The organism is Paenibacillus doosanensis (genome assembly GCF_025060755.1).
GTDB classification, from domain to species: domain Bacteria; phylum Bacillota; class Bacilli; order Paenibacillales; family NBRC-103111; genus Paenibacillus_S; species Paenibacillus_S doosanensis.
Map to the genome: position 1 here is coordinate 53,336 of NZ_JANYUY010000007.1, position 17,895 is coordinate 71,230.

The following is a 17,895-nucleotide window of genomic DNA, read 5'->3' on the forward strand; positions in this document are numbered from 1 at the left end:
TATATGCCGTTGATTGCAGCTCATTATTTCTTCTCCGGATGTTCCTTTTTATAAATTTCTGTCGCCTGATCAATCCACTTCTGACCGCCGGCATCCAAATATTTTTTCTTGAACGACTCGTATTCTTTGTCAAGATCGCCTTTGGATATGATCAAGGAAGCGAATCCCTCGTTAATGATGTCATCCAACACCTTCTTCTTCTCGCGCTCAATATCCGGCACCTCGTACAAATAGGCATCTTCGATCACGTTATCGTTCGCAAGCTTCAAGCCGGCTTTTGTTTTATCGTTCAGCAGTTGAACGGAGAAGCCGCCAATTCGATTCATCACGCCGTTGTAAGCAAACCCGCCTTCATTCCGCAGGCTCGCTGCATCGTCATAAGGCTTGATCCACTCAAACTTGCCGTTGTCCATCTTGTAGTGCTTGCCCTCGATTCCCGCCCACGTCAGCTTGTCGCCTTCGTCGCTGATCAAGAAATCCAATACCTTCATGACTTCTTCCGGATGCTTGGAAGCTTTGCTAATGTGCATCCACGGACCGGAATCTTCCAGATACAGGCGCAAAGTGCCGCCTTGATTGTTCGGGCCTTTGATCACGGTATACTCAAATTCCGGCGCCGGATTTTCAACATAGCGGGTCAGCCAGTTTTGCGTGGTTCCGTTCGGGGTATAATCAAACGCCCCCATCTTGCCGTTCCATAGCTTCTCAAATTCTTTCAGATTGGAAATTGTAGCAAAATCAGGCTCCATCAAGCCTTCTTTATACAGCTTGTTCAGGAATTTAATACCGTCCATGAATCCAGGCTGCAGCACCCAAGGAGTCACTTTGCCGTCGATCAGCTTTCCTCTTCCGACCGGAACGCCGTATGCCGCGAAAATATGGTAGAACGTCTGGTATCCGGAACCATTCCCTAAGTAGGCTCCAAGGCCGATCGTATCCTTCTGACCGTTGCCGTCCGGATCATTATTCACGAATGCTTTTAACGTCGCATAGTATTCGTCGATCGTCTTCGGCACAGGCAGCTTCAATTTGTCCAGCCAGTCTTTGCGAATCGCCAAAGCGCTTCCGAATCCCCAACCGCGCGGAATCGCGTATATTTTGCCGTCTACTTTGGAAACGCCTTTTAAGATGGAGCCTTTGTTGTCCATAATATTTTTTCCATACGTATTTAATAAGTCGTCCATCGGAATAATCACTTGATTTTTGACCAGTTCGCTGATCTTTGCCTTATCCGAGTTCAGGAATGCATCGGGCATATCATTGGAGGCGATCATCGTATTTAATTTGGTCCCCATGTCGGGAGAATCGACGGCCAGAAACTGGACGTTTACGCCTGTCCGTTTGCGAATTTCCTGAACAACGGTGTTGTCTTCCGGAAAGTTAGTGCTTTTGTCAATCAAAATGCGCACCGTTACCGGTTCTTTCGGTTTGCCGCTATCGCCGGCAGCCTTACTGCCATCGACCTCATTGCTTGTGGCTCCCCCTTTGGAGCAAGCAGTCACACTGGTCAATATCGCGGTGGTCAGCATCAACACGACCGATTTCTTAAACTTCTCCATGCACATACTCCCCTTATGAATCTGATTATTTTGAGAGCCATTTTTTCGCTCGCAAAAACTAACCTTTGATCGAGCCGATCATAACGCCCTTGACGTAATACTTTTGCAAAAACGGATAAACAACCAGCATCGGGATAACGGATGCGACAACGGTAGCCATTTTCACCGATTCCTCTGTGACCAATCCTATCGTCGAAGCAAAGTTCTCTGTACCTTGAACCTGCTGCAGCGAGCTGCTCATCAGCATCGTTCGCAAAAACACCTGAAGCACTTGTTTCGAATCGGAATTGATGTAAAGAATGGCGTCAAAATAGGAGTTCCAATGGGCCACGCCATAAAATAAAGCGATCGCAGCAATGACAGGAGCCGATACAGGCAAAATGATCGAAAATAAAATGCGCATCGGAGCCGCTCCGTCTATATTTGCCGACTCTTCAAGCTCGGGTGGCAAACTTTGAAAGTAGTTTTTCATGATGATTAGGTTCCAAGCGCTGATCGCACCCGGAATAATGAGCGACCAGAGCGAATTGATCATCCCGAGCTCTTTGACAATCAAGTAATTCGGGATCATGCCTCCGCTAAACAGCATGGTGAAGAAAATGAGCAGCGTGATCGCGTTTCTCCCGACAAACCGTTGAACGGATAAGGGATAAGCCAGCATGGCCGTAAACACAATATTGATCGCGGTCCCGATGACCAAACGAAAGATGGAGTTTCCATAAGCCTGGAAAATCCCTTTGCTATGCAGAAGCATCTCATAGGAGGACAACGAAAACCCTTTCATCCATAAAAACAGTCCGCCCCCCATAGCCAGCTTCGGATCGCTTAACGAATACATCAGCACATGCCAAAATGGATACAAGGTCACGATAGACAACAATAGCATGACGATATTCAATCCGAATTGCCATATACGTTCCCCCAACGACTCTCTCACCAGGCAATCCTCCTTCCAACGAATCCGGTTACATCAAACCGCTTTCCGGATCGATTTTTTTCGCAATATAATTGGTGAATAAAACAAGCACCAGGCCAATAAGTGACTTGAACAAGCCTGAAGCCGTAGCCAAATCGTATTTGGCATCCTGAAAAGCGAGCTTGTAAATATATGTATCCAAAATTTCGCTTACCTCGTAAACCTGCGGATTATACAGCGCAAATACTTGATCCAGACCGGCGTTAAGTATGCTTCCCACACGGAAAATAAGCAGGATGACGATCGTCGTCCGTAGACCGGGCAGTGTAATATGCCAAATTTGCTGCCACTTCTTCGCGCCGTCCACTTTAGCGGCTTCGTACAACTGCTGGTCGATGGTGGCGATGGTAGCGAGATAAAGCACGGTGCCGAAGCCCGCCTCCTTCCAAATATTCGAGACGACAAGCAAGCTGCGGAAATATTCCTTGCTGCTCAGCAAATTGACGATCGAACCGTTATATCCGAATAATTGAGCGATTTCTCTAATCACGCCGGTAGACGGGGACAAGATCGCAAACAAAATGCCCGAGATAATGATCCAAGATACGAAGTGAGGCAAATAAATCGACGTCTGAACAAATTTCTTGTACATCTCATGCCTGAGCTCGTTGAGCATAATGGATAAAATAATCGGGATCGGAAAAGCAAACACAAGCTGGTACAAGGAAATAATGATCGTGTTTTTCAATGCCCGGTCAAACCCATACATGCCGAACAGCGTTTTGAAATTGTCGAAGCCGACCCATTCGCTGGCGAAAAAACCTTGATAAACATTGTAGTTTTTGAACGCGAGCAGGATACCGTACATCGGAATGTAATGGAATACAAGGAAAAACAAAATTCCCGGCAGCGCCATGAAATATAAAAGCTTGTCCTTGCGGATTTGGGTCAGTTTCCTTCTCCGCTGTTCGGACTTCGCAGTCATGTTGAGATTCGTCACCGTTCGTTCATATGGCACGCCCATCTCCCTTTCGTTGTAAGCGTTTTTATTTTGTCGAAGACACCTGCTTATTCAGAAGATGTCGCCTTACTTATCCTTTTCCGGCCGTCTTGATTCTTGCGATCAAATCGTCCTTCGCCTTGATGACGTGATCGCTCGTAATGGCTGCCGCAGCCTCTGCATCCCGATTTTTTAAAGCATGAAGCAGCAGCCGATGATCGTTCACGACATCCTTCACCCGGCTTGACCCATATTTATGGCGCAGGCTGTCGATTAAACCCCAGTGCCGGTCAATGACGCGCATCGCCTCATCGTTCTGGGCAAGACCATTAATAATTTTGTGAAAGCTCTCGTTCAGCTTCAAGGACAGCGAAACATCGCCTTCCTCCACCGCCTGCTCATATTGCTCTTCAATCTCGACGAGTTTCATATAATCATGATCGCTCATATATGGAACTCCGTTGCGAACAAGCATGGTTTCAATTGCCATTCTGACATCGTACATGTCGGAGACGAATTTCTCATCGACCTCCCGTACGCTGGCTCCTTTTTGCGGCAGCAGGTTGACGAGCCCTTCCCCTTGAAGCTGCTGAAGCGCTTCCCGAATCGGCATCTGGCTGACGCCGTACCGAGTGGACAAATCGATAATCCGGAGACGAACACCAGGTTTAAATACACCCGATAAAATATCTTCGCGCAGTTTATCGCGAACCCGCGAATAAGTCGTTTCATTAAACGACGATTCTGATGATGTTTGCATCATTTTATCCCCCTTCGATTGATTCGATATTGTATCAAATATCTCATGATTGATATTGTATCAAATAATTTTCGTGCTGTAAATCATTGATTTGATATTGTATCAAATATATATTATTGAATTCCGTTCCAGAAAGATCGCGAGGTTTCCGGATCAGCTTCACATGCAGCTATTGTTATTTTGGCGAATTGTTGCGGTCTTGATGCCCGTCTAGATTTGACTATTTTTACGAAATTCAGAGGCGTTGATGCCCATCTTCGCACGGAACACCCGGCTCAAGTACGAGCCGTTCTCATAGCCGCACATGGAAGAGATGGCGTCCATCGTGTAATTCGTTTCGAGGAGCAGCCGCTTCACCTCTTCCAGCTTCAAACGGGTCGCATACTCCTTCGGGGACAGGCCGTATTCCAGCCGGAACCGTCTCGTTAATTCCGATTGCCGGATGCCGAGCATCTCGGCAATTCGCTTCATAGTCAAGCCGCTGAACAAATTGTGGTGAATGTAGCCGGCCGCCTGCCGCATTTGCGGATCGGTTCTTTTCCTTCGCTTCTGCGCGTACTGCCCTTCCATATCGCCCAGATGGAGCAAATCCATCAGCATATGATTGGCGATCTTCGTCTTGTACGATTCGCTGCCATGCTCGCGCCAAGCTTTTCGCAAATAAGCATAGGTGGACGACAGACGATTGACGTCGCTGACAGTTACTTTGCCGACCGGGAGCGAATCGAAGGTGGGGTCCGGCTCGAGCATCGGACTGTAGTTGAGCATATGGAACGTAATTTCTCCGAATGATCTGCGCTTGAATAGAACACCGGACGGTACGAACACAAGATCGCCGAACGAAGCTTTACCTGTATGTTTGCCGACGCCGTATTCGAAGGCGCCTGTTTCTACGCCTAGAATGACATGCTGTTTGTGAATTTCTTCCGGCTTGATAAAGCCGGGCTGCGGACCTGCATATACATAAAATTTCAACTCGTGTGACGGTGTGTACAAACGTATCGCCTCCTTCCTTCACCATTTTAATTTATCATGACCAAAGCCGAGGCGGGAATCGAGAACATTAAAAAAAGTACAGAAACTATATAAAATCTGTGTATTTCTATTTCAACTTTGTGTGTGTAAGATGAGGGTGTGGTCCGTTATCGGCATTACGAAAGGCGCTGGTTTGGCAGCCGTCGACGTGTGCCCTGGTCGTTATTGCGCTCGGAGCGATCTGTTGGGCGGCTGCAAAGACGTGCCGGTCAAATTTCCGCTCAGCTCAAACGTCGTGCTGATTTGGCTTGCCGGCAGCTTATGGAGGTGAGGCTGGGAACAGCTTGACGGATTACCGCTTTTATGAAAACGTTTACAATTTAACCGTTCATGACAAGAGGTGATTATTCATGAAACGCTAGCGAAAAACGAAACGCGCCGGAAGCACCCGACAAGCCATTACGGCTGCAGAGTTGACACGAATTCTAATTAGAATGGAGGCTTGAATAAGTGGGAAGCAGACGTGCACTATTCAGAGCTGCAAAATTCATGATCTTATGCTTTTTAATATGCAATATGTTGATATGGCCCTTGCTGAGCCAGGTGGCCCATGCAGACGTTATTGACACGCATGACCCGATTGAAGTAAGCGTCGACTGGGGTACAACGGGGAAAACGATCCCCGCTTACGCATACGGATTAAATTCCAATGGACTATTACAAGATTCGTATACGACGGATGCCAACTTTATGTCGCATCTTCGTTATTTGAACGGTAACAAAGGGCTTGTGCGCATTCATAGTACAAGCATGATTAGTACAAGCGGCTGGATCAATGCGGACCTCACCTGGAGCGAATCCAAAATCGTCGCCGCTCTGACACCCTTGGCAGCGGAACATTATCCGGTCATGATCAACATTCCATATGGACCGAACGGCCAAACGGACTATTTGGATGCGGATACGTTCGCCGCTTTCGCCGCCGAATTGGTGCGTATCGTTAATGTGGAGCACGGGCTGGGCATTGCCTATTGGGAAATTCCGAATGAAAGAGAAAGCGGCTTCGTGAATCCGGGATTGAATGCTTCGGCAATGGCCAATCTGATCCGCAAAAGCTATACGGCTATGAAAGCGATCGACCCGTCGATTCAAGTCGGCGGACCGGCCGCAAGCGATGTGAACGTCTCCTATATTAGCAATGTGGTCCAAGCGGCTTGGCCCCAAATCGACTTCGTTACGATGCACGCGTACAGCAGCGGACAATCACGGCCGGGTACGGACAATCAGGCATATGATCATGCCCAGAAGCAAGGCGTACTTGTCAACTCGCTGCGCTCCGCCCTGCTCGCGAACAACTCGCAAGCCGATCTGCCCATATTGATTGACGAATACAATATGACTTGGGATACCGATCCCCGCCTGCATACAAGCAAGGAATCCGTCTACAGCGCGCTGCTCGTCGCGGGTGTCATCGGCGGAGCCGGGTCAGGAGTCAATTTCTGGCATGCCGAAAGCTCCTACATGGGCCTGATGAACGACCGCAGAGAACTGTACGATACGGCGGATCTGAATCATTGGTTCAATCGTTTTTTTCACGGACAAGCAGCAGCCTCCGTATTCCCCGATAAGTCCAAAGTAGACGGATTTGCAGTCAAAGGGGATAACCGGAATTCAGTTTTACTCGTAAACAGGACGAATAACGAACAACTTGTGCGCTTGCAGCAATCCGGCTCGCAGCTGACGAATCAAGCCGCGGCGTCCAGTTGGGATTTGTATCGGATTGATGAATACGGCTCTTCCCATATGCCCGGGATCGATGGGAGCCAATGGCCGACAACGGGAATTTTGCTGCCCGCAAATTCCGTAACGATTGTAACGTCAGGCACAGATGTGACGATAACGGAGCATATCCCGTATACGCTCACGAATAGGAGCTCGGAAACATTATTAACGGTCACCGGCTCCGCTTACGGTTACATTCATGAGCAGAACCGGTTGTCCGCCCAACAGCGCTGGGTGTTCCAATCGGTTGGAGCCAACGTATACGAGGTCCGCTCCTACGCGGACGGAAGCTTGCTGTCAATACCCGATGGAACGAACGGGACCATTACTCAGTGGAAGCTGCTGCCGGTTGGCGGGGACACGTTCGAACTTCAAGCGGCGGGAACCACCTCGGCACTGTCCATCTCCAACGACCCGCTTGACAACCATGTGCGGCTGGACCCTGATGCATCGACGGCAAGGCAGCAGTGGACGTTAGCCTATGCAGGCACACGTACCGAAATTATCGATCATGCGCAGCATCTGTATCAAATCGTTAACAAAGCGTCGGGAAAAGCGCTGCAAATCGGCAATTCACGGAAGACGGAAGGCGGAATCGCCAATCTCCAAAAGGATGAAGGATTAGCCAGCCAAAAATGGAGCTTCCGATGCTACGCCGATTGTTCCGGCTTCCGAATCACGAACGCGAACAGCGGACAAGTCATTCACGGCGCAGCCGGGTCGCTCATTACTCAAGCGCCCTTCTGGTACGACCCTCCCAGACAACTGTGGACGTTGGAGAAACAAGCGGACGGCTCCTATGTAATCCGGAATAACTTATCCTCTCAAGTGCTGCAGCCTAAAGAGGGGAGTTTGCTGGAAGGTGCTCTAGCCGTAAGCGGCCCCTATACCGGAGCCGATGATCAGAAATGGTATATTTCTAAAGATACCCGAATTCCTGTTGCACCGACGATCGACGAGGAATCGGACTATATTCTGCAAAATTTGGCCACAGGGAAAGTCATCTCCGTACCGAACTCAAGCACAGCGAATGCTGCGGCTGTCACGCAAGCAGCGTATACGGGCAATCCGGAGCAGCTTTGGCAATTTAAATGGTATAGGTCCGGAACAAGAATCATCAACAAAAACAGCCAGCTGCTGCTGGCGCCTAACTCGTCATCGCTTTCTATCCAGCAAACTTTCGCTTATCACGATATAAATCAGCAATGGATATTGGAGAAGCAGCGCGACGGTACTTACATGCTCATCTATGCCGCCAACCGAAAAGTGCTGCAGCCTGTGGGCGGAAGCAGCGCGGTTGGCGTCAGATACGAATGGGTCGAACCGACAGGTGCAAATGAACAGAAATGGATTCCGATCCGAAAATAGCTTGAATGAATCAACCATGAACGCTCGCGATCAGCGGCGAATTGCATCAATACCCGGCTGATCGCGGCTCGTGCTTGTTTTGCTTGGCCTTGACTATTACTTCGAAGACGGGCTCCGCCACTATCACGGTTGGGACAAATCGGGCTGTACGAAAAGCCATACCGTGTCCAGTGATTATCATCTTTTTATAAAAAAAGAGAGGGGCTCCTCCTGGGCTCCCCCTCTCTTCTCCTTAACTACACCTGCTATAACCGCAGTTGCTGCAGCTTTTGCAGCCTTCCGTATTAATCAGCGAGGCGCTGCCGCAAGACGGGCACAGGTCGAGCGAGGTCGCCGAGTTGCGGGTCACTGCGTATTGCGCGGTCGTCTCCATGACGACCTCTTGGGTTGCGGTGACGTAAGTCTCCGCCTCGTCGGAGAAGTCGCCGTGCATTTCGAGCGCCTTCGCTACGGCGTCGGCGATCGATTCCACGCGGTTTGCGCCGAAGCCGATGGCGCCGGAGCCTCCGATGCCTTTCAGATGCTTCGTCAGCAGCTGCACTTTGTTGCCGTGATCGCCGTAACGCAGGAACAGGGAGATGACCCGGCCGAGCGCTTCCGACATGGCGAACACGTCGGAACCGGCTTTGCCTACGTTCAGGAAAATTTCGCTAGGCGTCCCGTTCATGTCGTTGATCGTAATGTACGCCATACCGAACGGCGTATTGAATTTATATGTGGCGCCGCGCAAAATTTGCGGACGGCGTTTATATTCCTTATCCAGCACGGAAAACGACTTGCTCTCGGAAGCCGCCGCTACGGTAACGGACGCCGCTTTGCTCACGACGGCGGTTTCCTCCGGCTTGGCCTCGGCCTTGATCGTTTCCGCTGCCGCGGCAGGCTTCTCTTCCTTCTTCTCCGTCGACAGCACCTGCACGTCGCGGCTTCCGTCGCGATAGATCGTTACTCCCTTACAGCCGAGATCGAAGGCCAGCTCATACAGCCGCTTCGTTTCTTCTACGGTGAAATCCGCCGGACAGTTGGCCGTCTTCGAGATGGAGCTGTCCACCCATTTCTGAATGGCCGCCTGCGCGCGGATATGATCTTCCGCGGACAAGTCCATAGCGGTTACGAAATAGTCCGGAAGCTCCTCGTTCGGATGGGCATCCTTCCACTGCTGCGCGATCGGCACGTACTGCTTGTCGAAGCCGAGCCGGCTTTGACGGTAATATTCGAAGGCGAAGTAAGGCTCGATTCCGGTAGAAGTACCGACCATCGTCCCCGTGCTTCCCGTCGGCGCCTGGGTAATGACCGTGACGTTGCGCATCCCCTTCTTCTGTACAGCGGCTCCTACTTCCGGATAGACGGCCGTCATATTTTTCATGAAGCCGCTTTGCAGAAACGGTTCGGCGTCGAACTGCTTGAAGCTGCCTTTCTCCGCGGCAATGTCGGCAGACGCCAAATAAGCTTCCTTGGCCATAAAGCCGTATAATTGATCAAGGAATACGAGCGATTCAGGACTGCCGTAACGGATCTCCAGCTTGATCATCAGCTCCGCCAGACCCATCGTGCCAAGCCCTACGCGGCGCTCGCTCTGCTGATTGACGCGATTCTCCTCAAAATGATAAGGCGTCTTGTCGATGACGTTGTCCAGGAAACGCGTGGAATAACGGACGACCTTGCCAAGCTCATCCCATGCCACATCCTGCTTGTCGGCATCGTAAAACTTCGACAAATTAATGGCGGACAAGTTGCACACGCCCCAGGCGGGCAAGCCCTGCTCTCCGCACGGATTCGTACAAATAATCGGGTTGAAATACCAGCTGTTGGACATCTGGTTATAATATTCCATGAATACGACGCCGGGCTCCGCGGATTTCCAGGCGGATTCGATGATCGTATGCCACACGTCACGCGCTCTTACGGTGCGGTGCACATTCACTTTCTTGCCGAGCTTCTTCCATTTATCCAGATCGCCGTCCCACAGATCGTCGTATTCGGCGTCTGTCGTATCCGGATAGACAAGCTCCCAATCCAAGTCTTCCTTGACGGCTTTCATAAAGCCGTTGCTTACGCAGACCGACAAGTTGGCGTTCGTGATTTGCCCCATCGTCTGCTTAACCGTAATGAAGTCGACCACATCGGGATGCCAATCGTTCATCATCAGCATCAGGGCGCCGCGGCGGCTGCCCCCCTGCTCGATCAAGCCCGTCGTGTAGCTGAACAGCCCGCCCCATGATACGGCTCCGCTGGAAGATCCGTTCACGCCCTTCACGACGGCGCGGCGCGGTCTCAAAGAGGACAGATTGATGCCGACTCCCCCGCCGCGCGCCATAATTTCGGTCATTTCCGATAATGTGCTCATGATGCCGCCGCGGCTGTCGTGCGGAGATGGAATGACATAGCAGTTAAACAGCGTCAGCTCGTCGCTTGCATCCGCGCCCGCCGCGATCCGTCCGCCCGGAACGAGCTTCCAGTCGTCAAGAATGTATTCGAATTTTTCCTTCCACTCCTGCCGCTTCTCTTCGGTCGGCTCCACGGAAGCCATCGCCCCCGCCAAACGCTCCCACATCTGCGCCGGCGTCTTCTCGACCGTTAACGTCAGCTTTTCTACGGACGACGTTACGACATCGCCGCTTCTCACCTTCACTTGAACTTGATTGCCGTCCCTGGATATGACTTCTCCGACTTCTTTGGCGGGAAATTTCGGATCGTCCTTCGTCAGCACGAGCACCGTATCCCCGACTTTTGTATTTTGAGTGTCCGCATCTTTCATCGCATAGCGGTCAAGAAATATCTTTTCGCTTAATCCTTCGAGTCTATTGCCGCTCCCGTTCTCCGTCATCAATACAATAACCTCCCGAAAATTAGAATGCTGCAAATCATCACAACATCTGGTATGCGAAATCCATTATACATCACAATATATTGTGCTTCTAATGGGTGAGTAGCGGAATTTGGAAACTGGTACAAGACGTAGGGCCGAATGCTCTTATTTCCTCTTGAAATCGCTCTTTTTCGCCGCCGTCGGCTTCATTTTTTTCGACAAAAATCAGTACCATCCCGCCGCCAAAAATGCCAAATTACCTACTAGAGACCTATTGGCATTCCTTCGTCTACCGGTACCGAAAGCATATTCTTCGTCGGCCTTTGACATCCGCTTCCGTCATTGATACGCTATCAGTAGAAGCAGGTGCCTATGATCAGTTCGCACTGCTGTCGGTCAATATATTATATCACAAACCGGCATGATATACAAACAAACGTTCGTATACATAATTACAATCAGGAGGCTTTCCTATGTATTTGTACCAACATGAATTTCTCCCGAAGGATGAACTTCGTATTTCCCCCGATGACCGCGGTTACTACTTCGGCGACGGCATTTACGAGGTGTTTCGCGTCTATAACGGCATGCTGTTCGAGCCAGCAGGCCATTACGAGCGGCTCGAACGAAGCGCGCGCGACGTCCGGATAAGCCTCCCCTATTCCATAGACCGGCTGGACGGCCTGCTGCGGCAGTTAATCGAGCTGAACAAGCTGAGCGAAGGCATCGTCTATATGCAAATTACCCGGGGCGCGGCGGAACGGACCCACGCTTTCCCCAAACAGGCGGAGCCGATACTTACGGCGTATTGCAGCGAGCTCGCAAGACCGCTGCAAGCTCTGGAGCACGGCATCGCAGCGGTTACGGCCGACGATATCCGCTGGCTTCGCTGCGATTTGAAGACGCTCAATCTGCTGCCTAACGTCATGGCCAAGCAAGCCGCACTCGATCAGGGAGCTCAAGACGTCATCTTCCACCGCAGCGGCACGGTGACCGAATGCAGCTCATCGAACATTATGATCGTGAAGGACGGCGAGCTGCGTACCCACCCGGCCAACCACCTGATTCTGCACGGCATCACCCGCGCCGTCGTGCTCCGCTTGGCCGCAGAGCTGCAGCTTCCCGCGAAGGAAGAAGCGTTCACGCTGGACGATTTGAACAATGCGGACGAAGTGTTCCTGAGCAGCACAACGATGGAGATTACCCCTATCGTTTCGATCGACCGCAAGCCCGTCGGCAGCGGAGCTCCCGGCCCCGTAACCCGCAAGCTGCAGCGCGCCTTCGAGCATCTGATCGGCAGCGGCGGCCCGCAAGCGTAACGCTCTGCCTTCCTCTCACCATCGCAGGAGGATAACGTACTCAACGGGAATGGCCCCTCTCGGATAATAAATGATCAGCCCCAAAAAACCTCCGGAGTCATCTCCGGAGGTTCCATGCTTCGTTCGCGTATTTATCCTTGACCAGCTGTTCAACGAGCGTCAGCTCGTAATCCGTCAGCGCGCCTTCCTCCAATTGAACGCCGAGCCCTTCGGCCATCCCGGCCCGAAACGCTTCTTCGACCTCCGGCAGTTCGACCGGAGCCCGGCCAAGCCCCCGGCAAATGTCGTTAATCGCGACCGCCTTTTGCGAAAATTGCTGTTTCAATCTCTCTTGAATGCGTTCGTTCTTGAACTTCAAGACGCGAAACAATTGGTCCGCATCCATATCGAGCAGAATCGATCCGTGCTGCAATACGACCTGCTTTTGCCTTGTCTGCGCGCTGCCCGCGATTTTCCGTCCCTCGACGACCAGCTCGTACCATGAAGGAGAATCGAAGCATGCCGACGAGCCCATGGAGGCGTATTTGCTCTTGTCCTCCTCGCTGGCAAGCTGTACCATCTGTGCGTCCAGCCCCAGCTTGCGAAAGCCGAGCAGCAGCCCTTCGCTCAGCACGCGGTAAGCTTCCGTCACCCCGCTCGGAATGCCGGGATAGCTCTCCGCCACGATAATGCTGTACGTCAGCTCCTTATCGTGCAGCACCGCTCTCCCGCCGGTCGGTCTGCGAACGAATCCGAGTCCCTCTTCGGCCAGCCGTTCGAAGTCGACTTCCTCGGCCTTTTGGAAATACCCGATGGATAAGGTCGGAGGCTCCCACCCGTAGAAACGGACCGTAGGAGGTACTTTGCCCTCGCTGTGCGCGATCAGAATCGCCTCGTCGACCGCCATATTATAAGAAGGATGATGCATCCTGTTGGAAATAAAACGCCATGTTGCCGTCATGCTGTCTACCTGCCTTTCCTTGTTGCTGTTCATGAAGCCTGCCTGGCTTCCGGTTGCTTGATTCGCCGCACTCCTAACGCTTGGGACATATTTCTCTCGCATCCGTCACATTGTCCAGCTGAAACTCGCCCTCCGGTTTCTCCGACGCATCCAGACCGACGAAGGCGATCGCTCCATCCTCGCCCAGAACGGCGAACCGGTTGTCCGCCGGTATCGGCGCGATATCGACAGGCCGGTGGTCCCATGTCAGATGAAGCTGTTTGCGGCTTTTCAAATCGAGCAGCGCCAGCGGCTTCTCCAGCTCGACCGAGCCATCTGCCGCATCAAAGCGGTCAATTAGCATTTTACCCTGCATCGCCGACATCGTAAAGGAGTACGGTTTCGTGTTCGACACGAAGTTGTTCATCAGCTCGTATGGAGACTCGGCGGCATTGAATTTATAAATTTTATTGGACCATTCGCTCTTATGGCGCTGGGAGATCATCATATAAATATCGCCGTTGGAATCGACGCTTACCCGATCCAGCGGATAACGTCTGGGCTCTTGAATCAGCTTGCCCCATTCGCCGCTTTGGATATCGGCCTTGTAGACGTTCGAGCTCGTTTCGGCATTGTTGGAGGTCACGAAGTAGACGTCCTTGCCCGCTCCCTTCACATCCTCCACGCCTCCGGGCACAAGCCAGTCCTTGATCCATTTGTGCTGCTTCAGCTGATAAATGCCGACCCGGGTCATATCCCCGCCTTTTTGCGGCGTTTTATCTGCAGACGACACGAACATCAGATCGCCGAATACATAATGGTACTTCGGCGCCATTTTGGGCGTAGCAAGCTGCAGAAAGCGGTCCCCCTGTTTCTCTCTCACGTACAATCCTTTGAATGCCTTCGGATCGTCCGGATTATATACGGTGACGACCGTATGATCCCCGGTGTAGCTGATCCCGCTGATCGGCTGGGACGTCTGCAGGATTTGCTTGCTTCGCTGCGTCCGGCTGTTCACGCTGAATACCTGATACGGATCCGCGACAAGCAAATCTCCCGTCTCGTCGATCGCCTTCGTAACTTCCTCGTCGATAGGCAATGCCTGCGGCTTGGCATCCCGGCTCGCATAATAAACCGTGCCGAGGCCGACCAAAAGCGCGGCTGTCAGCCCCAATACCCATTTCTTCAAGTCGAATCCTTCCTCCCCCTTGCTACTAAACATCATAATGCATTCATCCAAGTTATGAAAGGGCTTCTTTTCGTCCATACTAAAAATGATAGCTTTGCCTGCTCTATCAATGAAACTTGCGGAAATTTCCGGATTGTTTTCATCAAATGGAGCAAGCGATTCATTAGCGGTCGGACACGGCTGCCGGGGCTTAACGCCCAGCCGCAGAGCTTAGTGCAACGGCCCGATGCAAGCCCTGCTGTCATCAAGATGCCCGCTTTCCTTTCCCGAAGGAAGGCGCCCAAAGGAGGGCATACCATGCAAACTGGCAATAAACTAGAACATGTGAGACCCTTTAACGAGCATGTACAGCTGCATTTTGACCGGGAATGGTTCGAGCAGTTGCATGAAAGAGCGCTGCGCAACGGTCCCTGGGACGATTGGACGCTGTATCAGCTCGCTTACGAGGCGGAGCAAGCCAGTCTGATCTCCAGCTTCGACCAGCTGCAATCTCTCGTTCATATCCAGCAGCTGACGCCGATGCCCCATCAGATCGATACCGCCAAAAAAGTGCTCACGGAGATGAGAGGCCGGGCCATATTGGCCGACGAGGTCGGTCTCGGGAAAACGATTGAAGCCGGATTAATTTTAAAAGAATACATCATCCGCGGTCTGGTCAAAAAGGTGCTCATTCTCGTGCCCGCTTCGCTTGTGCTGCAGTGGGTGCGCGAGCTGAACCAAAAATTCGGCATACCGGCCGTAGCGCAAAAAAAAGAATACATGTGGGCGCAGTACGATATTATCGTCGCTTCCATGGATACGGCCAAGCGCGATCCGCACCGGGACATCGTGCTCGGGATGGAATACGACATGCTGATCGTCGATGAAGCCCACAAGCTCAAAAACAAAAAGACGACTAACTACCAATTCATCAACGAGCTGCGCAAAAAATATTGCCTGCTGCTGACGGCAACGCCCGTCCAGAACGATTTGAGCGAGCTGTACAATCTCATCACTCTGCTCAAGCCCGGCCAGCTCGGCGGCCAAGGCAGCTTCCAAGCCAACTTCGTCGTCGACAAGCGCATTCCGAAAAACGAGGAGCAGCTGCAGCAGGAACTGTCCAAGGTCATGATCCGCAACCGGCGCAGCGACGGCAACGTCAATTTCACCAAGCGGATCGTCCGCAATATTCCGTTGACGCTCTCCCCCGAGGAACAAGCGCTCTACGACGGCGTGACCGACTTCGTCAAGGGCCGCTACCAAGAGTCCGAGGGCGATATCAGCAGCGCGCTTTCGCTGGTTACGCTGCAGCGCGAAGTGTGCAGCAGCCGCGACGCCGTGTTCATTACATTGGTGAACATGTTCAAGAAAACGGCGGAGGATTCTCCCGTCCGCCAGCGCATTTGGCAGCTCGTCGAGCTGATCCGCAGCATCAAAGCCAACACCAAAGCGGAAAAAGCGATGGAGCTTGTCCAAGAAATTAACGATAAAGTGATCATATTCACCGAGTACCGCGCTTCGCAGGAATATTTGCTGAACTATTTGAAAGAGCATAAAATTACCGCCGTTCCCTACCGTGGAGGCATGAACCGCGGTAAAAAGGACTGGATGATGGATCTGTTCCGCAACCGCGCCCAGGTGCTGGTGGCGACGGAGGCCGGCGGCGAAGGAATCAATCTGCAGTTTTGCCACAACATGATCAACTTCGACCTTCCTTGGAACCCGATGCGCGTGGAGCAGCGAATCGGACGCGTGCACCGGCTCGGCCAGCAGGACGATGTCAAAATCTATAATCTGTCCACCAACGGCACGATCGAAGAATATATTCTGTCTTTGCTGCATGAGAAAATCAATATGTTCGAGCTGGTCATCGGCGAGCTCGATACGATTCTCGAACGATTCGAGCAATCCCACTCGCTGGAGAAATCCATTGCGCAGATGATTCTCTCCTCTTCCGAGGAGGAGCTCAAACGCCAGATGGACGATCTCGGCCGCTCGTTCACGACAATCCGCACGGAAGTGGAACGCGATTCCGCCGCCAGGGACATCTCCCGCTCCCATATGATGCCCGGCGCCGTCGGACAGATCTTACCTATTACCGGCGAAGCGGAGGCATCCCCATGAAGAGCGAACAAATTCAAAGCTTCGTTATGCGCTACCTCGAAGCGGAACAATGCGACATCCTGGAGAAGCATCCCGCCTACGTCACGGTCAAGCTGTCTCCTTCCGCCGACAAGGAGCTGACGTACCGGCCGTATTACTGGAACTTTGTCGAACGGACCGGCGCCGTCCCGGAGACGATGACGTGCACGTTCATCTTCGACCCGGAGGGGCATAAGGCCGCGCAGTCCGCTGCCGGCGCTCAAGCGGGCGCAGCCGGAGCCCAGCCGGGCGCTGCTTCTGCGGGCGGGACGGCGCTCTCTCCGCCCCCCGGCGAGGGAGCGCCGTCGCCGGGAACCGCCGGCCCCGGCCCCCAAGCGCCGGGCGCCCCGCAGCAGGACAGCATCCTGGGACGCTATTTCGGCTTTGTGCCGACGCAGATGACATCCAGGGTGCCTAAAGATGAAGTTACGTTCGGAAGCCGCAGGCTCGGTCAAATTTTCGACGCGGTGCGCAGCAAAGGGCGCTTCGTCCACCTGTTCGAGCAGTTCAAGCCCGAGCAGCAGAAATCGGCGCCGCCGCCTACGATCGCCTACGAAACCTGGATGCAGGTAAACTACAAGGTCGAGCTCGCCTGCGATATGAAGCGCAGCGAAATTCATTCGCTGGGCGTTCATCTGGTCACCGGGGAAATTCGCGAGCATTTCCAAGAATGGCTGCAGACCAAGCGGCTGTCCCCGCGTTTGCCCGCTCATGTCTACATGATTCCGGATAAATTTACGCTGCCGCGGGCCGTCATTTATTTGGAGCAATATTTGGAGAACCGGTTAAAAACGTACGACCACCGCTGGGCGGAGGACGCCAAGCTGCGGCTTCAGGACGAGCTGGAGCGGATTCATTCGTATTACGAAGCTTTAATTCAAGGGGCCGAACCGGAGAAAAAAGCGGAGATCGAAGCCCAGTATACGAACCGTCAGCTTGAAATCGACTGGCAGTTTCGGCCGCGCATTCAAATATCCGTCATCAATTGCGGTCTGTTTCATCTGCATGCGGGGAATCTGCCTACGAATTGACGAATTCCGTTCATTTCCAGCAAAAATAGAAGCAAACTTTTTTTTGCTCCGCTACAGGTTCTAACAAACTTTTCAAGGCATATTTTATACAATAAGGGCATAGCAGCTGCTTCATGTGACAGCATCCGTGCCCGACAAACCATGACAAGC

General features: G+C 52.3%; 12 protein-coding genes. 4 read left to right on the top strand and 8 right to left on the bottom strand.

What is annotated here, in order from left to right:
• Positions 1-23 precede the first annotated feature (23 nt).
• The 5 genes from N0M98_RS07950 to N0M98_RS07970 all read right to left on the bottom strand — a co-directional run bounded on the left by N0M98_RS07950 (position 24) and on the right by N0M98_RS07970 (position 5,231).
• A complete protein-coding gene (locus N0M98_RS07950) occupies positions 24-1,559 on the bottom strand; it encodes an extracellular solute-binding protein (RefSeq protein WP_259617492.1) in 1,536 nt (511 codons plus the stop codon).
• Between the two features lie 58 nt (positions 1,560-1,617).
• A complete protein-coding gene (locus N0M98_RS07955; RefSeq protein ID WP_249864835.1) occupies positions 1,618-2,496 on the bottom strand; it encodes a carbohydrate ABC transporter permease in 879 nt (292 codons plus the stop codon).
• A gap of 28 nt (positions 2,497-2,524) precedes the next feature.
• Positions 2,525-3,493 (bottom strand): ABC transporter permease, encoded by a 969-nt coding sequence (locus N0M98_RS07960; protein WP_259617493.1) that lies wholly within the window; start codon positions 3,491-3,493, stop codon positions 2,525-2,527.
• A gap of 73 nt (positions 3,494-3,566) precedes the next feature.
• Positions 3,567-4,238: a GntR family transcriptional regulator gene (locus N0M98_RS07965; protein WP_249864837.1), complete on the bottom strand. Its 672-nt coding sequence runs from the start codon at positions 4,236-4,238 to the stop codon at positions 3,567-3,569.
• A gap of 207 nt (positions 4,239-4,445) precedes the next feature.
• Entirely contained in the window at positions 4,446-5,231 is a 786-nt protein-coding gene (locus N0M98_RS07970) for a helix-turn-helix domain-containing protein (protein WP_249864838.1), read from the bottom strand.
• A 570-nt stretch (positions 5,232-5,801) separates the two neighbouring features.
• Here N0M98_RS07970 and N0M98_RS07975 point away from each other — a divergent pair.
• Complete coding sequence (locus N0M98_RS07975) at positions 5,802-8,360, top strand: RICIN domain-containing protein (RefSeq protein WP_259617494.1); 2,559 nt, start codon at positions 5,802-5,804, stop codon at positions 8,358-8,360.
• A gap of 232 nt (positions 8,361-8,592) precedes the next feature.
• Here N0M98_RS07975 and N0M98_RS07980 read toward each other — a convergent pair whose 3' ends face one another.
• Positions 8,593-11,184, bottom strand: coding sequence for an adenosylcobalamin-dependent ribonucleoside-diphosphate reductase (locus N0M98_RS07980; protein WP_259617495.1), 2,592 nt, complete (start codon positions 11,182-11,184; stop codon positions 8,593-8,595).
• Positions 11,185-11,639: 455 nt separating this feature from the next.
• Here N0M98_RS07980 and dat point away from each other — a divergent pair, with 455 nt between their 5' ends.
• Entirely contained in the window at positions 11,640-12,485 is an 846-nt protein-coding gene (gene dat / locus N0M98_RS07985; RefSeq protein WP_259617496.1) for a D-amino-acid transaminase, read from the top strand.
• Between the two features lie 97 nt (positions 12,486-12,582).
• Here dat and lipM read toward each other — a convergent pair whose 3' ends face one another.
• Together lipM and N0M98_RS07995 are read right to left on the bottom strand one after the other, a co-directional pair.
• Positions 12,583-13,425, bottom strand: a complete 843-nt coding sequence (gene lipM, locus N0M98_RS07990; RefSeq protein ID WP_259617497.1) for an octanoyltransferase LipM — start codon at positions 13,423-13,425, stop codon at positions 12,583-12,585.
• A gap of 73 nt (positions 13,426-13,498) precedes the next feature.
• Positions 13,499-14,629, bottom strand: coding sequence for a hypothetical protein (locus N0M98_RS07995; RefSeq protein WP_259617498.1), 1,131 nt, complete (start codon positions 14,627-14,629; stop codon positions 13,499-13,501).
• Positions 14,630-14,890: 261 nt separating this feature from the next.
• Here N0M98_RS07995 and N0M98_RS08000 point away from each other — a divergent pair, with 261 nt between their 5' ends.
• Both N0M98_RS08000 and N0M98_RS08005 read left to right on the top strand, forming a co-directional pair.
• Entirely contained in the window at positions 14,891-16,696 is a 1,806-nt protein-coding gene (locus N0M98_RS08000) for a DEAD/DEAH box helicase (RefSeq protein ID WP_259617499.1), read from the top strand.
• Positions 16,693-17,745, top strand: coding sequence for a YqhG family protein (locus N0M98_RS08005; protein ID WP_259617500.1), 1,053 nt, complete (start codon positions 16,693-16,695; stop codon positions 17,743-17,745). Before N0M98_RS08000 ends, N0M98_RS08005 begins: the two co-directional genes overlap by 4 nt.
• The last annotated feature ends 150 nt before the right edge of the window (positions 17,746-17,895 follow it).